14 protein-coding genes are annotated in these 24182 nt (G+C 42.6%); 7 read left to right on the forward strand and 7 right to left on the reverse strand.

The window, feature by feature from the left end; translation table 11 throughout:
* Together V7K56_RS16170 and V7K56_RS16175 are read left to right on the forward strand one after the other, a co-directional pair.
* Positions 1-931, forward strand: a 931-nt coding sequence (locus tag V7K56_RS16170) for a HEAT repeat domain-containing protein (RefSeq protein WP_334911896.1), incomplete at its 5' end; no start/stop codon positions are given.
* Positions 932-1310: 379 nt separating this feature from the next.
* Positions 1311-6671, forward strand: coding sequence for an AAA family ATPase (locus V7K56_RS16175; protein ID WP_334911897.1), 5361 nt, complete (start codon positions 1311-1313; stop codon positions 6669-6671).
* Positions 6672-6943: 272 nt separating this feature from the next.
* On the opposite strand, the gene V7K56_RS16180 is transcribed toward V7K56_RS16175, so the two are convergent.
* The gene (locus tag V7K56_RS16180) at positions 6944-7372 is read right to left on the reverse strand and encodes a hypothetical protein (protein WP_334911898.1); all 429 of its coding nucleotides are present in this window, start codon (positions 7370-7372) and stop codon (positions 6944-6946) included.
* A 398-nt stretch (positions 7373-7770) separates the two neighbouring features.
* Here V7K56_RS16180 and cruF point away from each other — a divergent pair, with 398 nt between their 5' ends.
* Both cruF and cruG read left to right on the forward strand, forming a co-directional pair.
* Complete coding sequence (gene cruF, locus V7K56_RS16185; RefSeq protein WP_334911899.1) at positions 7771-8679, forward strand: gamma-carotene 1'-hydroxylase CruF; 909 nt, start codon at positions 7771-7773, stop codon at positions 8677-8679.
* A gap of 123 nt (positions 8680-8802) precedes the next feature.
* Positions 8803-9999 carry a 2'-O-glycosyltransferase CruG gene (cruG, locus tag V7K56_RS16190; RefSeq protein ID WP_334911900.1) on the forward strand — a complete coding sequence of 399 codons (1197 nt, stop codon included), beginning with the start codon at positions 8803-8805 and terminating at the stop codon, positions 9997-9999.
* A gap of 175 nt (positions 10000-10174) precedes the next feature.
* Here cruG and rnhA read toward each other — a convergent pair whose 3' ends face one another.
* From rnhA to V7K56_RS16210, 4 genes are all read right to left on the reverse strand, one after another.
* The gene (gene rnhA, locus V7K56_RS16195; protein ID WP_334911901.1) at positions 10175-11083 is read right to left on the reverse strand and encodes a ribonuclease HI; all 909 of its coding nucleotides are present in this window, start codon (positions 11081-11083) and stop codon (positions 10175-10177) included.
* A gap of 124 nt (positions 11084-11207) precedes the next feature.
* Positions 11208-11462, reverse strand: coding sequence for a hypothetical protein (locus V7K56_RS16200; protein WP_334911902.1), 255 nt, complete (start codon positions 11460-11462; stop codon positions 11208-11210).
* Between the two features lie 187 nt (positions 11463-11649).
* Positions 11650-12396, reverse strand: coding sequence for a M50 family metallopeptidase (locus V7K56_RS16205; protein WP_334911903.1), 747 nt, complete (start codon positions 12394-12396; stop codon positions 11650-11652).
* A gap of 511 nt (positions 12397-12907) precedes the next feature.
* A complete protein-coding gene (locus tag V7K56_RS16210) occupies positions 12908-14506 on the reverse strand; it encodes a peptide ligase PGM1-related protein (protein ID WP_334911904.1) in 1599 nt (532 codons plus the stop codon).
* Between the two features lie 689 nt (positions 14507-15195).
* Between V7K56_RS16210 and V7K56_RS16215 the strand changes: the two genes are divergently transcribed.
* Together V7K56_RS16215 and V7K56_RS16220 are read left to right on the forward strand one after the other, a co-directional pair.
* Positions 15196-16068, forward strand: coding sequence for an SDR family oxidoreductase (locus V7K56_RS16215; protein ID WP_334911905.1), 873 nt, complete (start codon positions 15196-15198; stop codon positions 16066-16068).
* A 203-nt stretch (positions 16069-16271) separates the two neighbouring features.
* Positions 16272-16529 (forward strand): hypothetical protein, encoded by a 258-nt coding sequence (locus V7K56_RS16220; RefSeq protein WP_334911906.1) that lies wholly within the window; start codon positions 16272-16274, stop codon positions 16527-16529.
* 55 nt (positions 16530-16584) lie between these two features.
* Here the strand turns inward: V7K56_RS16220 and mgtE are convergent, their stop codons facing one another.
* Entirely contained in the window at positions 16585-17982 is a 1398-nt protein-coding gene (gene mgtE, locus V7K56_RS16225; RefSeq protein WP_334911907.1) for a magnesium transporter, read from the reverse strand.
* A gap of 966 nt (positions 17983-18948) precedes the next feature.
* On the opposite strand from mgtE, the gene V7K56_RS16230 reads away from it, so the two are divergent.
* A complete protein-coding gene (locus V7K56_RS16230; RefSeq protein WP_334911908.1) occupies positions 18949-22440 on the forward strand; it encodes a PA14 domain-containing protein in 3492 nt (1163 codons plus the stop codon).
* A gap of 162 nt (positions 22441-22602) precedes the next feature.
* Here V7K56_RS16230 and V7K56_RS16235 read toward each other — a convergent pair whose 3' ends face one another.
* Positions 22603-24156, reverse strand: a complete 1554-nt coding sequence (locus V7K56_RS16235; protein WP_334911909.1) for a mercuric reductase — start codon at positions 24154-24156, stop codon at positions 22603-22605.
* Positions 24157-24182: the final 26 nt, after the last annotated feature.

Below are 24182 nucleotides of genomic sequence, written 5' to 3' on the forward strand. Positions count from 1 at the left end.
TGCAGAAGCTGTGCGGGGATTAATCGCCGCCCTTAATGACTCTGATTATTACGTGAGACGCAACGCGGCAGAGGCTTTAGGTAAAATTGGCAATGCAGAAGCTGTGCGGGGATTAATCGCCGCCCTTAATGACTCTGATTATTACGTGAGACGCAACGCGGCAGAGGCTTTAGGTAAAATTGGCAATGTAGAAGCTGTGCCGGAATTAATCGCCGCCCTCAAGGACTCTGAATCTGACGTGAGATACCAGGCGGCATTGGCTTTGGGTAAAATTGGCAATGCAGAAGCCGTGCCGGGATTAATCGCCGCCCTCAAGGACTCTGAATCTGACGTGAGATACCAGGCGGCATTGGCTTTGGGTAATATTGGCAATGCAGAAGCTGTGCCGGGATTAATTGCCGCCCTCAAGGACTCTGATTCTTTTGTGAGACGCAACGCGGCATCGGCTTTGGATAAAATTGGCAATGCAGAAGCTGTGCCAGGATTAATTGCCGCCCTCAAGGATTCTGATTCTTTTGTGAGACGCAACGCGGCATTGGCTTTGGGTAATATTGGCAATGCAGAAGCTGTGCGGGGATTAATCGCCGCTCTTAAGGACTCTGAATCTGACGTGAGACGCAACGCGGCATTGGCTTTGGGTAATATTGGCAATGCAGAAGTTGTGCGGGGATTAATCGCCGCTCTTAAGGACTCTGAATCTGACGTGAGACGCAACGCGGCATTGGCTTTGGGTAATATTGGCAATGCAGAAGCGTTAAACAAAATCATCGGCCTTTCGGAAATAGACATTTATGAAGCCGAAATTTTTACTTTAGCAAGGACGTTAGCAGTTAGATTTAGCAAGCAAAAGCTGTCTTTTATTCCTGTTTATCCTGAGTTAGTTAGATTTAATCCAATACTGACATTTGTAAAGCGTCGTTTGCGATTTTAGATTTTGACTTATACGAATTCCAGAAAAGAATGAAACAGATACGTAGGTTGGGTTAAACGTTCGCGTAGCGTCCCGTAGGGAAGTGAAACTTAACAAATACAAGATTTTGAGGTGTTGGGTTTCGTCCCTCAAACGCCACTTGCTTCTCCCAAGGGGAGACGCTACGCGAACAAGTCGGGAAACCCGCCCAACGCAGTGGTTCTCCAACCTACAATTTTTCACAAAGCCAAGCGTATTGCGTTATATGCATTAGGCGATCGCTTTCGTCCGATCTACTCATAGTTTGTAAACTGTAGCATTCGGCTAATCTCTGTTCACTTGCAAGGTAAGCAATTTATACTGAATAGACCCTACAATACAGAAAAAGCTTGAGTAATCTATGATCACACTGGAAGGGTATAAAGTCCTAACAGAACTGCACGCAAGCCCCAATTCTCAGGTTTATCGGGGATATCGAGAGTTAGATCGACAACCAGTAGTACTGAAAGTTCTGTGGCAAGAATACCCATCCCCAGAAGCGATCGCCCGGTTTAAACTTGAATACGATCTCACGCGTCGCTTTCAAGCGCCGGGAATTATCCAAGCCTACGACTTAAAAAAATATCAAAACACCTTAGTGTTAGTTTTAGAGGATTTTGGTGGACAACCTCTGCGTGGGTTACTCAATCAATCGCCTCTACCGCTAGAGAATTTTTTGCAATTGGCTATACAAGTAGCAGCTGCTTTAGAAGAAATTCATCAGCAACAGATTATTCATAAAGACATTAATCCTGCCAATATTCTTCTCAATCCCACGACTCAACAGACGAAAATAATTGACTTTGGCATTGCTACTTTGCTGTTGCGGGAAAATCCCACTTTGCAAAATCTGAATGTTTTAGAAGGGACTCTCGCTTATATTTCTCCCGAACAAACAGGACGGATGAATCGCTCGATTGATTATCGCACCGATTTTTACTCTTTGGGAGTCACTTTCTACGAACTGTTGACCCAGAATTTACCTTTTATTAGCGATGATCCTGTGGAACTGGTTCACAGCCATATTGCCAAACAACCGATTCCGCCCGATCAAATTAATCCCCAAATTCCGCCAGCGCTTTCGCAAATTGTGATGAAGTTGCTACAAAAGACCGCCGAAGCGCGTTATCAAAGTGCTTTTGGATTGCAAGCAGATTTACAGCAATGCCTGGAGATGTTCACCGCTACAGGGCAAATTTCCTTATTTGAACTCGGACAGCAAGATTGCTCCGGTAAATTTCAAATTCCCCAAAAACTGTACGGACGCGAGGCGGAAGTGGCAAATTTGCTCGCAGCTTTTGAGCGAGCTAGTCACGGTCAGAGCGAAGTGATGCTGATTGCAGGTTATTCTGGGATTGGCAAATCAGCTTTAGTTCAAGAAATTTATAAACCAATTACCCAGCAACGGGGATATTTTATTTCTGGGAAGTTTGACCAATTTCAACGTAACATTCCCTACAGTTCTTTAATTCAAGCCTTTCAAGCTTTAATTCGCCAACTCTTAACTACAAGTGAAGCAGAAATTACCATTTGGCGCCAAAAATTATTAGATGCTCTTGGTATGAATGGCCAGGTGATTATCGAAGTGATTGCAGAGGTGGAACTGATTATTGGTCAGCAGCCACCTGTTGTAGAACTATCGCCCAAGGAAGCACAAACTCGGTTTAATTTAGTCTTGCAAAACTTTATTAAGGTCTTTACCCAAAAGGAACATCCTTTAGTAATGTTCTTGGATGACCTGCAATGGGCGGATAGTGCATCACTTCAACTGATTCAGTTGTTAATTAGTCAGGCAGATAGTCAATATCTATTGCTGATTGGTGCTTATCGCGATAATGAAGTAAATAAAAGCCATCCACTGCGGACAACGATCGCATCTTTACAACAAGCAGGCGTAGCTATTCAGGAACTGACCTTAACGCCCTTAGCATTGCCCGAAATTCAACAACTCCTCAGCGATACCCTCAACAATGCCGATTTAGCAGAAGTTACTCCTTTAGCAGAACTGCTGCAACAGAAAACTAATGGCAATCCCTTCTTCATGAATGAATTTCTGAAGTCGCTGTATACAGAAGGATTACTACAGTTTAATTTCACCCAGCGACAATGGCAGTGGCAACTGGCAAAAATCCAGGCAGCGCAGATTACCGATAACGTCGTCGAGTTAATGGCGCTGAAAATTCAAAAGCTGCCAGCCGCCACGCAGGAAGCTTTAAAATTAGCAGCTTGTATTGGCAATTCCTTTGATTTGCATACCTTAGCGATCGCTAGCTCAAAATCCCTCCAAGATGTCGCCGCCCAACTCTGGGAAGCCGTGCAAACAGGACTAATTTTACCCCAAGGCAATGACTACCAACTCTTGCAAGTTGCCGATCAAGAAGTAACAGCGAACTTGACAAATTTGGATGTAGTCTACAAATTCCTGCACGATCGCGTCCAGCAAGCTGCCTACTCACTGATTTCTATTGACCAAAAACAGGCAGTACACTTGCAAATTGGGCAACTATTATTACAAGGCATTACTCCCCAAAAGCAAGAAGAGAAAATTTTTGACATTGTTAACCAACTGAATTTTGGCATCGACCTGATTACAGACCCTCAACAGCGACAAAAACTAGCTCAGTTGAACTTAACAGCAGGTAACAAAGCCAAAGCCTCAGCAGCCTATCAGCCAGCCTTAGATTATCTAACAATGGGGATTAACTGCCTAGCAGCTAACTGTTGGCAGCAGTATCAGCTAGCTTTGACATTGCATACCGCCGCCGCAGAAGCTGCTTATCTGGGTGGGGACTTTGAGCGCATGGATGCACTCACAGATGAAGTACTGCAAAAGACCCGCAGCACAGTCGATCAAGTACAGGTTTATGCCATCAAAATCCAAGCTGCGATCGCCCGCGATCAACTGTTAGCAGCTTCTCAACTTGGTCTGCAAGTTCTGCAACTGCTGGGCATTCCCTTAGCTAGCAACCCCGGTCAATCGCAAATTATGCTGGGATTGTTCAAAACTAAACTTGCTTTGGTAGGTAAACAGGTAGACACCTTAGCCGACTTACCAAAACTCACCCATCCCACAAAATTAGCGGCAATTCGCATCCTTGCAAGTATTGCCTCGGCGACCTACCTAGCAGCCCCGAATGTTTTTCCTTTGACGGTCTTTAAACAGGTAGAACTATCTGCAAAATACGGCAATGCGGCGGAATCAGCCTTTGCCTACGCTACCTATGGCTTGATTCTCTGTGGCGTTGTTGGGGATCTGCAAAGGGGATATAAATTTGGTGAATTAGCCTTGAAAGTGCTAGACCGCTTCCATGCCAAGCACCTGCAAGCAAGAACTTTATTTGTAGTTAATACCTTTGTCCGCCACTGGCAAGAACCACTCCAAAATACTATTCCTTCACTGCAAGCCGCATTTCAAATTGGGTGCGATACAGGTGATACTGAATACGCTGCATTTTCTGCCAATACATCCTCTATGCATTCCTACTTTTCTGGTCAAAATCTGGCTGAATTGGATGAAAGTTTAGCTATTTATGCAGAGGCAGTTCAGCAGTTTAAGAAAAAACCGATTTTTGTTCTCATTCAACTCTATCGCCAAGCAGTTGCTAATTTACAGGGCAAAAATGCTAATCCCTGTCAGTTGGTGGGGGAATTTTATGATGCAACGGCTATGTTAGCCCAGCATATTGAGAATAACTATCGCACAGCTATTTTTTATATTTATACTAATCAGTTAACGCTGAATTATTGGTTTGAAGATTATGCTACAGCCGTCAAGAATGCTGATTTAGCAATTCCTTATTTAGATGCAGTTGTGGCTTTATATATTGTGGGATGGTTCCACTTTTATGACTCATTAGGACGACTAGCTTTAGCTGCTGTTGTCAGTGCGGCAGAACGTCAAAAGTTACTCCAGCGAGTGGCAGCAAACCAGAAAAAATTGCAAGTCTGGGCAAAATTTTCTCCTGTCAACTATACCCATAAATTAGCGCTCTTAGAAGCAGAATGGCATCGGGTGCATGGAGAATCTAGTCAGGCGATCGCCTGTTATGATCGCGCTATTACCTTAGCTCAAGAAAACCAGTATTTTAATGAAGCGGCTCTCGCCAATGAATTAACTGCTAAATTTTACCTAGCCCAGAACAAATCTAAGATAGCCCAAGTTTATTTGCAAGAAGCCCGCTATCTTTATTTGCAGTGGGGAGCGATCGCCAAGGTAAAAGATTTAGAAGCCAAGTATCCCCAAATCTTAACGCGCATTCTTGAAAAAGCTGTTAAATCAACTTTATCAAGCACCAGTTCTAACCCGACCGGTCTTACAAGTACTAGTCGCTGCGAATCATTAGATTTGCTGACAGTCATCAAAGCTTCTCAAACCCTTTCCGAAGAAATTCAGCTAGATAAACTTTTATCTAATTTAATGCGAATTTTAATGGAAAACGCCGGGGCGCAACGGGGGTTTTTGCTATTGTCAACTAAAGGCAAATTTTTAATTGAAGCTCAGGGAAACGTTGGTGAGAATACCATTCAGGTGTTGGAATCACTCAGTATTGAAGATAGCCAAACTCTCTCGACTGCGATCGTTAATTATGTGATTCGCACTAAAACCAATGTAGTCTTAAACGATGCCATCAACGAAGCAGTGGGGATTGGGGAATTCATCAAAGACCCCTACATTCGCCAATATCAACCGCGATCTATTCTGTGTACTCCTTTGATTAACCGAGGAAAGTTAGCAGGGATTGTCTATTTGGAAAATAACTTGACAACAGGAGCATTTACCCCAGATCGCTTGGAGTTGCTCAACTTGCTTTCAGCACAAGCAGCTATTTCCATTGAAAATGCCCGTTTGTATACGGATTTAGCCGCACTCAATAAAGCTTATGAGCGCTTTGTCCCGCGTCAATTTCTGCAATTCCTGAATAAGCAAAGCATTATAGATGTGCAATTAGGCGATCAAGTGCAGCAGGAAATGTCAGTCTTATTTACCGACATTCGCGCCTTTACCTCCCTTTCAGAAAGCATGACTCCCGCCGAAAATTTTCGATTTATTAACTCCTATCTCAGTTGCATGGAGCCGATCATTCTCGAAAACAATGGCTTTATCGACAAATATATTGGTGATGCCATCATGGCCTTGTTTGCGGGAGATGCCGATGATGCGGTATTGGCGGGAATTGACATGTTACAGACCTTAACAACCTACAACGAAAAACGCCAAGCCAAAGGTTACTTACCAATTCAAATTGGCATTGGGATTAATACTGGTTCGTTGATTTTGGGGACAGTCGGGGGGTTGAATCGCATGGATAGTACAGTGATTAGTGATGCAGTTAATCTAGCAGCGCGAATCGAAGGATTGACGAAAACATTTAACGCCCCACTCTTAATTACCGACCAAACTTTTGAGCGTTTACAAAATCGCGATCGCTATGGCATTCGTATAATTGGTCAGGTAAAGGTGAAGGGTAAGATAAATGCTGTGACTGTTCATGAAGTGTTTGCAGCCGATCCCCCAAAAATTGTTGCAGGTAAAACAGCGACTTTAGAAGTATTTGCCTCAGCATTAGCGTGTTACGAACAACAACAATTTGCAACAGCAGCCGAGTATTTTCAAGATTGCTTGCAGCAAAACCCGTGCGATCAAGTCGCGCAGATGTATCTTCAGCGCTGTCAGCCAGGACAACAAATAGTATCAATTTTTACTGAGGCAGTTAAATTTTAACAAGAGAGGCAGGAGGCAGGGCAATACGGTTCGGTTAAGAGAGTTATCTGTTGAGGTGAGCTCTTGAGGCAGGGGGAGAAGAAGAGCAAGGGGAGAAATGAACTATTGTTTAATAACTCTTTTTCCTCCCCTGCCTCCCTTGCCTGCCTCCAGCCCCCTGCCTTCTGCCTTCTCTCAACGATAAATTTTCCCACCCAGCTACTTACTAGTTATAAAGCGTTAGCGCAGGCATCGCTAGCTTTTTCGGATATACCTGATCAAGTTAGCGGAATTTAGGAATACATGAACTTATAGATTAGCGCACCCAAAGCTAAACCTCCCAATGAAAAGATAGAGGCAGTTGAAAAAGCTAGGCCTTCTTTAAGACCCGCTCTTTGAAAGTCTATCTTGACTAATATAGTCGCTGAAATGATCAGCAAAGTATCAAGAAATACCCCAAACCAGGCAATCATGATAAAAAACAAGAAAGCTGCTAAGACGGCAATGCCGAAAGACCTAGTATTTGATTGAAGAAAAATACTGTAATATGTCATTTTCGGCCAAGGAGCGGTCAAAGTTATGATTAAAAGTAAGATAGCAACTACAGTTGCCACCCACATAAACATAGAAGCACGTGTTTCAGATATTACCCAGCCCAAAGTACTGTAACTCAATAGTACTAGCGCCAGGGACACCCAAGGAACTCTTTTCAAAATTGACATGGGTTTATATTTCTAGTACAGAGTTAAGGTCTGATCGCTTATCCCATAAAGCATAAATAAGTGTAGGAACTCAAGACTTTATTTTGCTTAAGGACTTGCTCAATTTATGATGGTTGTCCTCTCTTAAAGATATCCCAGTATCAAAGGAGTTTTTCCAATATGGATATCAGTCAGACAAGAAACCAGAAGTTCTAACAAATAAAATTATGTAGATTTAGAATATATAGCTTAAACTAGTAAGTTTAGCATCATATTTTTATAGCTTCAATCAATAGACTTTTATGCTATTCACAAGAAAGGCAAACAAGTTTGTCGAAAATTGCGGTACAAAGTAGTTAAAGATTTGTAAACTGTTAGCAGCCGAGTAGCCGCGTGTCACATCTTGTTAAGGAATTATCATGAGACAACTTATTATTGCTGAACGCGTATGCCTCATTGGTCATATCGCGTCAAAAGCCTTTGGACTGGTAGGGATGCTACTGGTAGTACCTCATGCTGAAATAATTTTCAACTTATCGCAGGTAGGAGAAACTGCCGTACAGTTAAGTATGGCTGACGGCGGTGTAGTTGATATCATCTTAGGGACAGTAGCTGTTTCTATTTATGCTCACCGGACGTTAGGATTAGGAACTTGGCTAGCATTTATGCTACCGGCTATGTTTATCTCTTTGGGAAGTGAACTACTAGGAACTAGTACAGGATTTCCATTTGGTGATTATAGCTACTTGAGTGGCTTGGGTTATAAGATTGGGGGGCTAGTTCCTTTTACAATTCCTTTATCTTGGTTTTATGTTGGGCTGTCGTCTTACTTAATTGCAAGAACTGGTTTGAAAGTAGCTCAAAAACCCAGTTGGGGTCGGCATATTGCTGCGATAGCCGTTGGTGCTTTGCTCTTCACTTGCTGGGACTTTGCCCTTGAACCAGCTATGAGTCAAACTTCTCTGCCCTTCTGGTATTGGGAACAACCAGGAGCTTTCTTTGGAACACCTTACCAGAACTATGTAGGTTGGTTTGGTACTAGCGCCCTGTTTATGAGTGTGGCAGGATTATTGTGGAGAAATACCTCGATTAAATTAGAGCGATCGCAACTCAATCTGCCCTTAGTCGTTTATTTAACTAACTTTGCCTTCGCCGCCGGACTTAGCTTGGCCGCTGGATTTTCCATTCCTGTATTACTCGGCTTATTGCTAGGTGTGATTCCGGCTGTGGTGCTGTGGTCAAGGATTTCAACCACACCTGCTCAAGTTACTATTGAACCAGTAACCAAAGAAGTATCAGTAGCAAAGGTTGAAGTTGCCTTGAAATAAGTTTAGAAAATAGTGAGTGGGGAGTGGGGAGTGGGGGAGAAATCAATTCAAAATTCAAAATTCAAAATTAAAGAACTTCTGCCTCCTGCCTCCTCTTTCCCAATGCCCCATACCCAATGACTAATGACTAATGACAACGCTTTGATAGTGGAAAGCGCAATTTCTTTTTTATTGCTACTTATCCAAGCACCAGCAACGGTGATTCTGTTTTCACGCCTGTTAAAGGGACCAAGACGCCATCCTCCAATAGAACCCCAACAACCGATACCTGAGCTTTTAGGTAGGGTTAGCATCGTTGTTCCCACGCTGAACGAGGCGCTTCGTATTAACCCTCTGTTGGTTGGTTTAAGTCAGCAAAGTTATGAAGTTCGGGAAATTATGGTTGTAGACAGCAAGTCCAGTGATGGTACCCCCAACTTGGTAAAAGCAACACAGCAAAAAGATCCGCGCTTTCGCGTGATCACAGATGATCCCTTACCCTCTGGTTGGGTGGGGCGTCCTTGGGCATTGCATAACGGTTTTCTATATAGCTCAGAGGCTAGTCAGTGGTTTCTGGGGCTGGATGCTGATATCCAACCGCATCCTGGTTTAGTTGCTGGTTTGGTGAAGACGGCCGAAGCACAAGGCTACGATTTAGTTTCTCTTTCACCCCAGTTCATCCTCAAATATCCTGGGGAGTGCTGGCTACAACCGGCTTTGTTGATGACTTTGCTTTACCGATTTGACCCAGCGGGGATCAATACAGAGCAACCAGAACGGGTAATGGCAAATGGGCAGTGTTTTTTGTGTCGTCGCTCTGTTTTAGCTGCTGTAGGTGGTTATAGCAGTGCGAAGAGTTCTTTTTGTGATGATGTCACGTTGGCACGCAATATTGCTATCCAAGGGTATAAGGTTGGCTTTTTAGACGGTGCAAAGGTGCTGAAGGTACGCATGTATGAAGGTGCGATGGAGACGTGGAAGGAGTGGGGGCGGAGTCTCGATCTTAAAGATGCAACTTCTCGCTCTCAGTTGTGGGGAGATTTATGGCTACTCACATCTGTTCAAGGTCTACCCCTTTTAATTGTCTTGACTTTTTTGTTGATGTCTCCCACACTTTTATATTCGCCCATTCCCCCACTCCTGCTGCTGGGACTGAATTTATTTCTGTTGGTGATTCGCTTTGCGATGCTAATAGCGATCGCACCTTCTTACGATCGCACAAACGCTAAAGGCAGCTGGTTATTCTGGCTTTCCCCTTTGGCCGATCCCTTAGCTGTACTGCGAATCTTTTTATCTGCATTCCGCACCCCACGCGAGTGGCGAGGACGCAAGTATATATAGTGGGGCATTGGGCATTGGGCATTGGGCATGGAGAAGAGACAAAGTAGACAAGGAAGAGGGGGGAGACAAGGAGAGAAGTCTGAGCGCCGGCTTCCGGCGTTGGCGCAGCCCGCCATAGGCATCAGAACTTCGGAGAGAGATTTATTCAATAATTCCCCCTTGTCCCTCTTGTCCCTTACTCCTCTTCCCCTCCTACTTGATCCCCGCGTTCCAATTCCCAAAGAATTTGATTTCCTTCACGGCGTACCCGTGACACTATCCAGTTTCGCCAGCGCCATTGATCTCCACGACTGGTGACAGCGCTAGCGTGGACATCCATCAAGTCTGCTAACTCAGAACTGGTGATTAAGTAGCCTTTTTCAGAAATTTCGTCAGCTATACGCAGAGCTTCGACCAAACTGCGAAGTTGCGAAACCCTCATTTCTAGCGGTTTTTCATCGGTCACGGTCGCAGTTGGGCCAATTGATGTTTCCATAACGGTTATTTCTGGTGCAGAAGTACTGATTTCTTGCGGACTTTGGTTAGTTATTCGAGAGTTTTTTTCATAATCAGCTACTTTTGCTACATTTAATTCATTTTGGGAAAGTAAAGATTTATAAAAATCTGTGGAAGATAATTGTTGTAGCGTAGGGATTTTGCCACTAGCATAAGTGCGAGCGATCGCATCACAACGTTCGTTACCTATGTTACCAGAATGTCCCCGGACGTATTGCCATTTTACTTGTTGAGTATTGAGTTGATCTAAGATTTCTAAAAGGTCTTGGTTTTGGACGGGTTTACCATCTGACTTTTTCCAGCCTTTATTTTTCCAGCCTTTAACCCATTTGGTAACGCAGTTAATCAGGTATTCGCTATCGGTATGAAGGGTGATGGGTTGAGCTTGTTGAGATGTTTGCAGAAATTGAAGGGCGGCGATCGCAGCTTGCATCTCCATTTTATTATTAGTGGTATGAGGGGATGCATCGCCCATTTCGTGGATTGAGCCGTCGCTGAAGTAGACGACAACACCCCAACCGCCAGGGCCGGGATTACCGGTGCAAGCACCATCGGTGTATATGCTTTGAATTGTGGGTTGGGTGGACATGCTTAGAGTATCGAACCGCGAAGGTAAGAGTTATTAGCGGCGAATTTTTTTAACAATATTCAGGCTATTATACTGATAAAAAGTCTTAATTCTTACTCCTGAATTCTGACTTCGGAATTCTTCTTTAATCCTCATCATCAGGCAAATTTTCCATTTCTTCAGTAATTAGCATCTGAAAATCATCGTCACAATGATTATCCAGATGAACCGCAGCAGCTAGGAGTTCTGCGAGAATTTCAGCTTGTTGGTTAGCAGTTAAGCTAGTTAACTGTAACTGGTTAACTAATGCTTGTACTTTCAGGCATTCTGTACCTAATTCAGCAATCAAGGTACTGAGGGTTGAATTGGTTATTGCAAGAGGGCGATCGCTAATCTGCATATTTATTGTCCCAATCTTTTACGTGCTTGTTGGATTGCCTTGTCAAAAGCACAAATCTCTTTTTCCCAATGCTTAATTAAACCTTCGTCAGCAAAACTATTTTCTGATTCTAATTTAATCTTTTCTTGATGTTCAGTAATTCTTTGAGCTAAAGATTCAATTGCCTTTTAATGGTGCTTCTTACTCATTACTCAGAACGATAAGCAACACGGAGACTTTGGATTAAAATCACCAAAGATGCGATCGCCATTAACCCGCCCCAAAACCAGTAAGGTAAAAGCAAATATCGCTGCATTTGCGCTGTATCAGAAATTCCCAGGGGGCCAGCAGAACTACTAAATAGATAATCAAGTTGATGGTACGTACTTACACAAGCTTGTACACCTAAAAATTGAATGACAAACCCTTGTGTCCAGCGAGGTGCTCTTAAAGCAATACCTAAGATTATTAAACCTAGTAAGGGAATTGCCACCAATCCAAACCAGGAACGCACCCAAATTAATGTGGACAACAGCAAAAAACTTCCTAAAATTTTCAAACAGAGGGTTGCTGTTGTAAAACTGCGGGAAGCCAGAATCAAAGCTGCACCGGCAAGAGGCGGCCCCATTGGCCCGGCTGCGGCGATTATTGCCGGGACAATTGGCCCTAATGACGACTGGATGCCATAATAAGTTGCGACACCAGAACCATTGCTAAAAATCTGCAACTTCTGAAACTGTCCCCCTAATAACAGTGCCATTAAACCGTGGCCCATTTCATGAAACCAAGTTGCCAGAATTGTAAATGGGTATAATATATAATCCCCTCCTGGTACTTGCCACAATAAAGCTGTTGCGATCGCTGCTGCAACTAGCCAGGTTAGCCCCATACGTTCAACAACTGGCGGGGCTTCTTTAGTGAGCAAGGGTTCAAAATTTTTACTTGGTTGCCTCATAGGTCACTTATTGGCAGTGTATTTCCATCCATCCTAGTGTAATTATTCAGGTAATGGAGTTGCTGGGCAATGCAACAATTCGCACCTCGAAGCGAAGGCTATCAGCCCCTGCGGGGAAGTCAAAAAGAGCCAGTGCGTTGGGCGGGTTCCCCGACTTGTTCGCTCTTAGCGTTCCCGCAGGGTAGCAACTGGCGTTCAAAAGTCAAAAGTCAAAATTAAGATTAAGAACCACCAAAATAAATTTAGCGCAAAGTCTGAGCGGAGGTTTCCTCCGTTGGTGCAGCCCGCCGCAGGCATCAGAACTTTGTAAGAGAGGGGCTTGTACCTTTTTCTTTCTGGTCAACTATAGCGCTATCAAGAAAAAGTAGCCATATCAGAAGTAAGCGATCGCAATGTACTTGGTCATGGCACTGGAGAATCTCATTAACCAGGCGTGGGACGAGGTAGACCAAATTCACGAGCATTACTCATTGGTGTGCCTCTACCATGTGTTGTAAACAACATTCTTTAACTATAATTCATCCCAAATTACTGGAAAGGAATAATCTGAAAACGCCGAGAAATCACGATTTTCGCTGCGAGTTTCTTCATCCAGAACTTTGACAACTTTGTTATAAATGTCTTGTGCTTGTTGCGGGGAATCACCGATGCTGGTTAATCCCACCTTGCCAAACTGCGAAAGGCAACCCATAAGATGAAACACTGTACCCGTTTCTGTACCACTATCGAAGTGTAGTCTGTGGTGAGCGATGACATCCATCAAATCATTGGGTAATAATCCTTGATAGCGCTCTTTTTGTAGATTATCAGTAGCAATGTAGTATTTTGGACGACCTTGTTGACTATAAAATAAACCCGTGGAAAGGTCATAGCGGCCGTTCGTTAATAATTTCAAGGTCATGAATGGATGAGTTGTACCACCTTTACGTAGGTTGATTTCGATCGCCTGCATATCCCATTCTCCGTTACCCTTGTCAACGGCAATAAAATCTAATCCAAATCGCTCTAAAGTGCCTTTCTCCGCTAGTTTTCTGCCGACTTGAAGCCCCAATTGCTGCAATTGCAATCGATATCTTTCATCAGCAGGAAAGCGACAACCAAGGTAAATCTGACCGTCTGGGCCTCCAAGAATTTGGTCGTGAGTTGAAAGGATTTCCACTTCGCCATTAGGTGTGATCTGTCCTTGGACGCTGGGCGATCGCTTAATTTCCCCTTCCACAAATGCTTCAGCGATTGCCCCTAACTCAGGCATTTTTCCCAAAAAACTATCCCAAGTCTCTTGTTTTGCTTGAAAGCGCATCGTTGATAAGCGATCGCTAATTGCTGCTATCCTTTCGGCATGAGTACCAATGTTTGGTGCTAAATTCTCAATCGGTCTCAGATCCAGCAATGCATTTCCCTCTCCAGAAATGCCCTCGTTAAGTTTTACTACTACCCGTTTTAATGTTGGTTGGCGTTCCCACAAATCAACGGTAGCTTCTGCCAAATCTGTGTGGTTCCAAACTTTTTCGCTGCCATCTGGATGCGGTATTCCGCTTTCTTTGAAGATTTGCCGACTGCCACTTTTTGTTCCCCAAATCTGTAAATTTGGTGCAGCAGCATACAGAGGTACACCTAATTTTAAAGACAATTCGCCTTCCCAGTAGGAAGAGTTGTAACAGATCATAAATGATTTGTCTAGCCTCAAAGATTGATGAATCCGCTCTAGCAAGCGAGGACGTTCTAAAATCTTTTGGCTTAGAGGCTTAAAGGAGGAATCATAAGTAGAAAGTAGCAGTAAACGATTGCGAGCATGAGAAAAGGGAATTCCTGGCAACAGTTGCAGATAATAATCAATGATACTAGGATGCAGTGGTACTGATGTTACGTAAATCAGTCGAGTCTGGGGATTCTGCAACCGGATCAAGGAAAATAGTAATCTTTCTTCATAATGCTCGCAGCCTTCGATCTTTTGGAGTTCACCCTGGTCGATACTCAGAGAGGGAATAATTAAAATATCTGCTTCACTATTGTCAAATAGTTCGCTCGTTTTCCAGCGATCGCGCAGGGTTAATTGTAAGTGGCGAAACTTTTCAACTTGTTCTAACTCGGAAATATTTAATGTTGCCATAACCCCTGCCCTCTAATAATCTCAATTTAGCGTACCACGCAGCCTTTTGGAAAATCTCTAGTCGCCGTGTCAAGATTCAGATAGTTTTGCAAAAAATTTCCGGAAGTCCGCAAGGAACGATAAAACTCAAGCAATTTGTAAATCGCCGACTTCTTTATTCTTTAATTTCGTTTCCATCTTAAGGTTGAGCTAATTGCAGCTTAGTTTACCTCTAGGGGGTGATAAAGTATAGCAATATAATAGTTAACTTGAAGGCATACCAAAAAGATAAATTCTTCATCACATCAGAGTTGTGTACTTATTTTCGAGGAGCGATAATGTAAGTTGCGTACAGTTGCTAAGAATAAGTAAGTTTGGCAAACATCTAAGATATACAGCAGTTTGTAAGTAAATCAGGTACAAAACGTAGGACTCATGCATCAAATATAAAGAGTTTCTACCTCCTGCCTTCTGCCTCCTGCCTCAAAATCCGTAACTTTGTACCTCATGTAAAAGAAAAGTGCTGTAAATGCCTAAAATTGCAAATGGCTAATGAGAGTTAAAGCAAAAAATAAACCTTGGGTTGAATTTCCGATCCAAGGTTTAGTTATGAAATAGTGAATGGGAGAGATGAAAAAAATGGGGTTCAATCAATCTCAATGCCTCATTCCCAATACCTAATTCAATATACAATTACCAAGACAAAACCTATGGCTAAATCAAAAGAGAAAAAAGAGCAAAAATTGCAACCGCCACAGCAACAAGAAACACCAGGTGTTCAATCAGAAATGACACCAAAACCTAAAGCAGATGATGCTCAGTATCAGGGTAGTGGTAAGTTACAAGCTAAAGTAGCATTGATTACGGGTGCAGATAGTGGTATTGGTCGTGCTATTGCGATCGCATTTGCAAAAGAAGGTGCAGATGTGGCGCTCCTTTACCTTAACGAACACGATGATGCCAAAGAAACAAAAAATTTGGTAGAAAAACAAGGGCGTCGGGCAGTAACTATTGCAGGTGATATTGGCAATGAAACTTTTTGTCAGCAAGCCATCCAACAAACAGTTGGTGAATTTGGTAAACTCGATATTCTTATCAATAACGCCGCTGAACAACATCCGAAAGAAAGTATTGAAGAAATCACCGAAGAACAACTAGAGCGAACTTTCCGCACTAATATCTTTTCGATGTTTTTCATGACTAAAGCTGCACTCAAGCATTTACAAGCAGGCAGCGCTATCATCAATACCACATCGGTAACAGCTTATAAAGGTAGCCCACAGTTACTAGATTATTCCTCTACAAAAGGTGCGATCGTTGCCTTCACTCGCTCCTTATCAAAAAATTTGGTATCCAAAGGAATTCGCGTTAATGCCGTTGCGCCAGGGCCAATTTGGACACCTTTAATTCCCTCAACTTTTCCTGACGAGAAAGTTGAAACTTTTGGTAAACAAGTACCAATGGAACGAGCCGGACAACCAGAAGAAGTTGCTCCTAGCTACGTATATTTAGCCTCTGATGATAGTTCTTATGTCTCTGGACAAGTGTTACATGTTAATGGTGGAGATGTTGTGAATGGCTAATTAAAATAGTTAAAAGTTATGAGTAATGAGTTAGAAACTAAGAGTTATAAACAATATATTTTAAGCTGACAACTTTTAATTTTTAACTCCTAATTCTAAACTTATAACTCTACCCTCATGGTCATCCATTGGAGGGATGATTTAATATCGAAATATTGATAGCCTGTCTAACAGCGTACATTTAAGAAATAATAACTACGTTTATGGCATCTCTTACACCACTGCATGGCACAGAATTAGTAGATTGTGCTAGAGCAAATGCCAAGCAAGGGATTGAAACCGCTGCTTATCAATGTGGCTATGGTCAAGACCTGAATAAATTTGCACAAGAACTTAGACAAGCTTGTGAAGAAATGAATTTACAAGTGAAAGAACTAAGTGGATTGATTACTGAGCAGGACTTGATACTGGAATTGGGTACTGGCGAAATTGTTGCTCCAGATTCAGAATCAGAATTGTAAAAGTTAGTCATTTGTCATTTGTACTTTGTTATTCACTAATGACTAATGACTCTTTTCATAACTTTAAAATTACCCGCGCCAAATTGAAATAAATCAAAACGCCTAAGACATCAACGGCTGTGGTAATGAATGGTGCTGACATTAATGCTGGATCTAAACGCAGATAGCGAAAGAGAAATGGCAGTGCTGAACCGGAGATCGAAGCTAAAATAGAAATAGCTACCAAACTAGTGCCTACAGCGATCGCTACTTCTAATCGTCCTTGCAGAAAATAAGCCCAGACAGTAGCGATCGTACCTAACATTCCTCCCAAAAATGCCCCAGCGATCACTTCCCGGCCGATTACTTGCAATACACCAAGCGATCGGATTTCATCGGTGTTCATCCCGCGAATCACCACTGTAGAAGATTGAGCGCCTACATTACCCCCAGTACCAGTCAACAAGGGGATAAAGGCCGTCAGTGTCACCACTTTTGCTAAAATATCTTCTTGCGACTTAATAATTGTGCCTGTGACGGTATTGGTTACAAGTAAGACTAATAACCAGACAACTCGCTTCCGAGCAATTTCTAGCAAATTCATTTGAAAATAGTTGTCGCCCCCCGACTGCACACCACCCAAGGCATAGATATCCTCGGTGGTTTCTTGTTGCAGAATATCAATCACATCATCCACCGTAACAATACCTACTAGAAGCTGTTCTCGATCTACCACAGGTACAGCCAAAAAATCATATCTTTGGATTAATCTTGCAACTTCTTCTTGGTCTGTATCAGTGTAGACAAACACCACATCACGGGTCATAATTTCGCCAATAATTTGCTCAGGCTGAGACGTTACTAATTCCCGCAACGATACAATCCCCGTTAAGCGCCTTGCCGCATCTATGACATAAAGATAATAAATCATCTCACTGGCATTAGCTAGGTTGCGAATTCGCTCTAGAGCTTGAGATACTGTCAAGTTTTCTTTCAGCGAGATAAACTCTAGTGTCATAATTCGCCCAGCTGTATCAGCTTCATAACCTAATAGTTGGGCTGTAGCTTGACGTTCTGCTGGACTGAGTTGTTCTAGCAGGCGATTGACAACTTTTGCCGGTAATTCATCAAATAACCTAGCTCGGTCATCCGGCGACATTTGATCGACAATATCGCAGACTTCCTGGCTTTTAAGTTCTTCAATTAACCGTTCTTGAACACTGTAGTCAAGATATTCATAAACTTTGATCGCATCATCCTTAGAAAGCAAGCGAAAAGCCAAAGCGTGCATTGCTTCTGGCAAACCCTCAATCGCCTCGGCGATATCCGCAGGCCGCACAGGTACGAGAATAGATTTTGCTCCTTGCAAGTCTCCTGCTTCCAGGAGCATTTGCAGCTGAGTCCGCACTAAATCTCGCAATTCCCTGCGTGAGAGATTCTGGATGGTAGAGTTTAAATTGTTTGTCTCAGTCAAAGTCTACTTTCCTCAGCCAGTTTGAACAAGGTTGCTGCCCTTAGTCTAGGGGAAAGTGGGAATGTGCAACGTCAAACTTGTAATTTTTCTGACTTGGAGTAAATTGAAAACTTTTGTAAATGAACGAAAGAGTAGGGTTTCGGACGCTGACAATTCTTTGCTCGTGGCGTCTCGTTGGTGTAGCCTCTCATGGAGAAACTGTCGCGTAGTAATTCGCAGGATAATCTACCCGCAACAAGGTTACTCAAAAAGTACGATTATTTCTTAATTCCAGTGGATTATGTTCCCTAGCTTAAATGCATGAATGGTAAGGCTCTTGCAAAAGTTTTTGCTCCACTGATTTGAGGTTATTACTATATTTATGCTGGTTCTGGAGGACATAAAGTAATAGTCAAGATGAAGTATAGATAAATATTAATTTTTCAAATCTTTAAAGATTAAAATTTTTCTTTAACCAATTTTTATATAGTTAATAAATCTGTAGATCAAACACACTAAATTATCTGGCATTTTGGCAGTTTTTATTTAAATATCATCAAAACTTTTATATTCCTTTAAAAAAAGATAGATCAATATGAATATTTAAATAAAATCTTATAAACAAGATAGACATAACACTGCAATCTATTGTCAAATATGTAGAAGTAAAAGGAATACTTAAGTAATCTATGTAAAGTTATTGATTAGACTAATTACGTATGTATCTGCTTTTCTTGGGCATTGCTTGCCTCAAGGAATATGCATCTGCACATCCATGAGATTAAAGGCTCTCAAGAATTCAGAACTTTGTTGAAATCAAACAAATACCAATATGTTCTTCAACTAATTATTCATAATTAGCGATTACTAAATATATATTTGTAGGTTAATCAATGATTAGCTTATCAATATATTTCTATCAAGCTTTATGATGCATTCTTTGTTGAAAATATTCATCCATACAAAACTGATCCTGAAACATTAATTATGGCATCGAATCAAAACTTATCAACATCTGTAAGTCCAGTAATTGCTACTAAATCATCTTTAGAAAATATTGATCCGGGACAAACCAGCATTGCTGCTCGGTCTAGCCTACTTTCTCAAGGAGATGGACTCAAGGCAGAGTATTACGACAACATCGATTTCACTAACCTGAAGGTAACTCGCACAGATCAGACGGTGAACTTTAACTGGGCTACTGGTTCTCCAGATTCGTCGATTGATGTAGATACCTTTTCAGCGCGGTGGACAGGTCAGGTAGAAGCCAAGTACAGCGAAACTTACAAGTTCTACACCACTGCTGATGATGGTGTGCGACTGTGGGTAAATGGTCAACAAATCATCAATCAGTTTATCGATCAACCTGCCACCGAATCCAGTGGCTCGATCGCATTGGTTGCAGGTCAGAAGTACGATATTAAACTTGAGTACTACGAAAATAAAGGCAATGCCGTTTCTCAACTACGTTGGTCAAGCGCCTCTCAGGCCAAGGAAATCATTCCTCAGTCTCAACTGTATAGTAATATCAGCACACCTAGTAATGGCAACGGAACAACTAGTAATGGCAACGGACTAAAAGCAGAGTACTACGACAACATCGACTTCACCAACCTGAAGGTAACTCGCACAGATCAGACGGTGAACTTTAACTGGGCTACTGGTTCTCCAGATTCGTCGATTGATGTAGATACCTTTTCAGCACGGTGGACAGGTCAGGTAGAAGCCAAGTACAGCGAAACTTACAAGTTCTACACCACTGCTGATGATGGTGTGCGACTGTGGGTAAATGGTCAACAAATCATCAATCAGTTTATCGATCAACCTGCCACCGAATCCAGTGGCTCGATCGCATTGGTTGCAGGTCAGAAGTACGATATTAAACTTGAGTACTACGAAAATAAAGGCAATGCCGTTTCTCAACTGCGTTGGTCAAGTGCCTCTCAGGCGAAAGAAATCATTCCTCAGTCTCAACTGTATAGTAATATCAGCACAACTAGTAATGGCAACGGACTCAAAGCAGAGTATTACGACAACATCGACTTCACTAACCTGAAGATAACTACTACAGATCCGACGGTGAACTTTAACTGGGCTGCTGATTCTCCTGCTCCGTCGATTGATGCAGATACCTTCTCAGTGCGGTGGACAGGTCAGGTAGAAGCCAAGTACAGTGAAACTTACAAGTTCTACACCACTGCTGATGATGGTGTGCGACTGTGGGTGAATGGTCAACAAATCATCAATCAGTTTATCGATCAACCTGCCACCGAATCCAGTGGCTCAATCGCACTAGTTGCAGGTCAGAAGTACGATATTAAACTTGAGTACTACGAAAATAAAGGCAATGCCGTTTCTCAACTGCGTTGGTCAAGCGCCTCTCAGGCCAAGGAAATCATTCCTCAGTCCCAACTGTATTCACCAGTTCTTCCGACCACTATCACCTTAGGCTCGTCTTCGATGACTGTGAACGAAGGCAGTGGTAGTGTTACCGTCAAACTACTTAGAACTGGAGATTTAAGTGGTACATCTTCAATCAAGTATGCGACTATAGCTAATACTGCTACAAAAGGAGTTGACTATGGCAGTGAAGGCATTGAAAGTGCTGGAACACTGACTTTTGCGCCGGGACAAAGTAGCACGCAGGTATCCATTCCGATCATTGATGATTCCTTGATAGAAGGAGATGAAACCTTTAATTTTGTCATCGACCAGGCACAGGGGGCAACACTAGGAGTCCAAAGAACTCTCGCAATTACGATTCAAGACAATGATCGCTCCGGCCTCGATTTCAGTCAGACAGTAGTTAATGAAGGTGACGGTACTGCTAAGGTGATAGTTACACGGGGCAACGCTTCGGCGGCTGCTAGCGTGGACTACACGACTGAAGATGGGACTGCTAAAGCTGGATCTGATTACAAAACTGTATCTGGAAACTTGAGTTTTGCAGTTGGACAAACCAGTAACACAATTGCTATCCCCATTGTTGATGACAACGTTGGGGAATCAAATGAAACATTTACTTTGAAGTTCAGTAACCCAGTTGGAGTACAGCTAACTAATCAACAGACAAGTATCACTATTATTGATAATGACTCTGGTAACTTTGCTTTAGATACGGTAGCTTCTGGTTTGACTCAACCCACAGCTTTTGAATGGGCACCTGATGGCAACAGCATGTTCATTACCCAGAAAGATGGAGTAGTGCGAGTCATGAAAAACGGTAGCTTATTATCAACACCATTTATTGATATTAGCAAAGAGGTAAATGATACGCGCGATCGCGGTCTATTAGGCATTGCCGTACATCCAGATTTTGGCAAAAGTTCAAACGGCAACAACTATGTTTACCTGTTGTATACCTACGATCCACCAGAAACTAGTGTAAACAATCCTAATAATAATCCCAATAGCACATTAGACGATCCCGATCAGAATGGGAATCGTACTGCACGCCTAAGTCGCTTTACAGCTGACCCCAACACTAATTACACTACTGCAATTGCTGGCAGCGAAGTTGTACTACTCGGTACAAATGGTACTTGGGCAAATATCAGCCACCCAGATGGAAATAGTACAGATGTCTCACTTGGCTATGCACCATCAGGAATTCTCAACAAAGATACTGGTAAGCCATTTACCAGCTTGCAGGATTATCTTAATAATCTCGATAAAGTCCAAAATATCGATAATTTTATAGCCAATGATAGTGAATCTCACTCAGTTGGTTCTGTGCATTTTGGTACTGATGGTTCTCTATTTGTGAGCTTAGGAGATGGTACTTCCTACAATGGGATAGACCCGCGAGCAATTCGCGTCCAGGATAAGAATAGTCTGTCCGGCAAGATTCTGCGGATTGACCCGATTACTGGTAAAGGCTTATCAAGTAATCCTTTCTACAACGGTGATCCTAATAGCAATATTTCCAAAGTTTATGACTTAGGTCTGCGTAACCCCTTCCGTTTCACAATTGATAAGAAGACTAATACCCCCTATATTGGTGATGTTGGCTTCGGTAGTTACGAAGAGGTGAATGTCGGAAAACCAGGGGCTAACTTTGGCTGGCCATTCTATGAAGGTGGCCTTGATGCAAATGGTAATATCATCAGTCTGAAACAACCATCCTACGCTACTTTAGATGCAGCAAAAGCTTTCTATAATAGTGGCTCAACTGTTACAGAACCATTGTACACTTACAAGCATTTTGGTTCTAATGCGATCCTCGTGGGTGACTTTTACACAGGTAATACTTTCCCCTCTATGTATCAAAATGCCTTATTCATTGGTGATTTCAGTCAAGGAACTATCGATGCTTTGATATTAGATAGTCAGGGCAAAGTTGCTTCAGTTAAGCAGTTTGCTTCCCAAAAGGACAGGCCTAATCTAGGACTGCCTACACAAATCACTACTGGTCCTGATGGTAATCTGTATTACGCAAACTTGACCGGAGGCGAGATTGATCGTTTCCGACCTGTTTAGAGATAAATACAGTTTAGAATGAGCAACAAAACCCTGATGTAGAGACGCGATTTATCGCGTCTTGAAAGACCAATTATCCTTAACCCAAACGTATTGGTTTAGAGATGACATAAAAGTTATTAATTATCAGCGAACAGTTATCTGACCTTTCGCTGATTTTGCTTAAGATAACTTTGTCAGAAATCTCAACAATTTTTTGGTATTTGATGTTAGGAGTGTTCGACAATAAGCATCAGCTGCTTTTTTAATCGCTTCCGCTTGAGTGGGATAAGGATGAATTACACTGCTTAACTTGCTCAAACCAATCTTATTCACCATTGCCGTAGTCACTTGTGAAATCATCTCACCCGCGTGACTGGCGACAATAGTTGCACCGATAATTTTATCAGACCCCTTTTTATGGTGGATTTTGAGAAATCCTAACTCTTCACCATCTGCGATCGCTCGATCTACACTACTAAAAGGGATCTCAATTGTTGTCACCTTAATACCCAATTTCTGCGCCTCGTGTTCGGATAACCCTACGTGAGCAATTTCTGGGTCAGTATAAGTTACCCAAGGCATCACCAAACTACTGAGTTTGGAGCGTCCCAAGCCAAAGGGAGAAAACAGCGTATTCTTAATTACAATTCGCGCCGCAGCATCAGCAGCATGGGTAAACTTCCAATTCATGCAGATATCGCCAGCTGCATAAATTTTGGGATTGGTTGTCTGGAGATAATCATTTACCTTTACACCTTGGCGCTTGTCATATTCCACCCCCACTGATTCTAAATTCAAACCTTCTACATTTGGCGATCGCCCCGCACCAACTAAAATTTCATCTACTGTCACCGAATCTCGATGACCATTAGAGGAAAAATAAAGCCGTTTCCCCTGAGTGACAGTTACCACTTCTTCTAACTTGGAATTTAGTACTACGCGAATTCCTTCGTTAATCAATACCTTTTGGAGAATTTCAGCAGCCTCAGCATCTTCTTTATTCAGAAGATGAGAACCGCTATGGAAAAGCACCACCTCAGAACCCAAGCGCCGGAAAGCTTGCGCTAATTCGCAACCAATGGGGCCGCCACCAATTACTGCCAAATGTTTTGGTCGTTGAATCAGGGAAAAAACCGTCTCGTTAGTTAGATAACCCGCCTGTTCAATTCCTGGAATCGCCAGTTGTGTAGCTCTAGTACCAGTCGCAATTACAGCTTTTTTAAACTTGAGAGTTTTGTCGCCAACTTCTACGGTATTTTTACTCGCAAATCTACCGCTACCCAAAAAGATATCAACACCCAACAATGAAAACCGCTCTGCCGAGTCGTTATGGCTGATACCAGCTCTTACCCGCCGCATCCTTGCCATGACTTTGGGAAAATCAACATCAATATTATTATGTTGGGGAATATTAACTCCCAAATCTTTAGCATCCCAGATTTCGCCAACGACGCGGGCAGACCGAATAATAGTTTTAGATGGTACGCAACCAACATTTAAGCAATCTCCACCCATGAGATGCTTTTCAATTAACGCCACTTTTAAACCCAAATCCAGTCCCGCCGCACCCGCCGCCACCACTAATCCCGCCGTACCAGCACCAATTACTACCAAGTCGTAAACGTCGACAGGTTGAGGATTAACCCAATTTGGCGGATGGACGTGAGACACCAACTTTTGATTATACTCATCCGTTGGGCGAACTGTAACGATCTCGAATTCGGAATTGGTCATTGGCAAAACCTCTTTTAAGAATTGAA

This window comes from Nostoc sp., from assembly GCF_036917535.1.
Taxonomy (GTDB): domain Bacteria; phylum Cyanobacteriota; class Cyanobacteriia; order Cyanobacteriales; family Nostocaceae; genus Nostoc.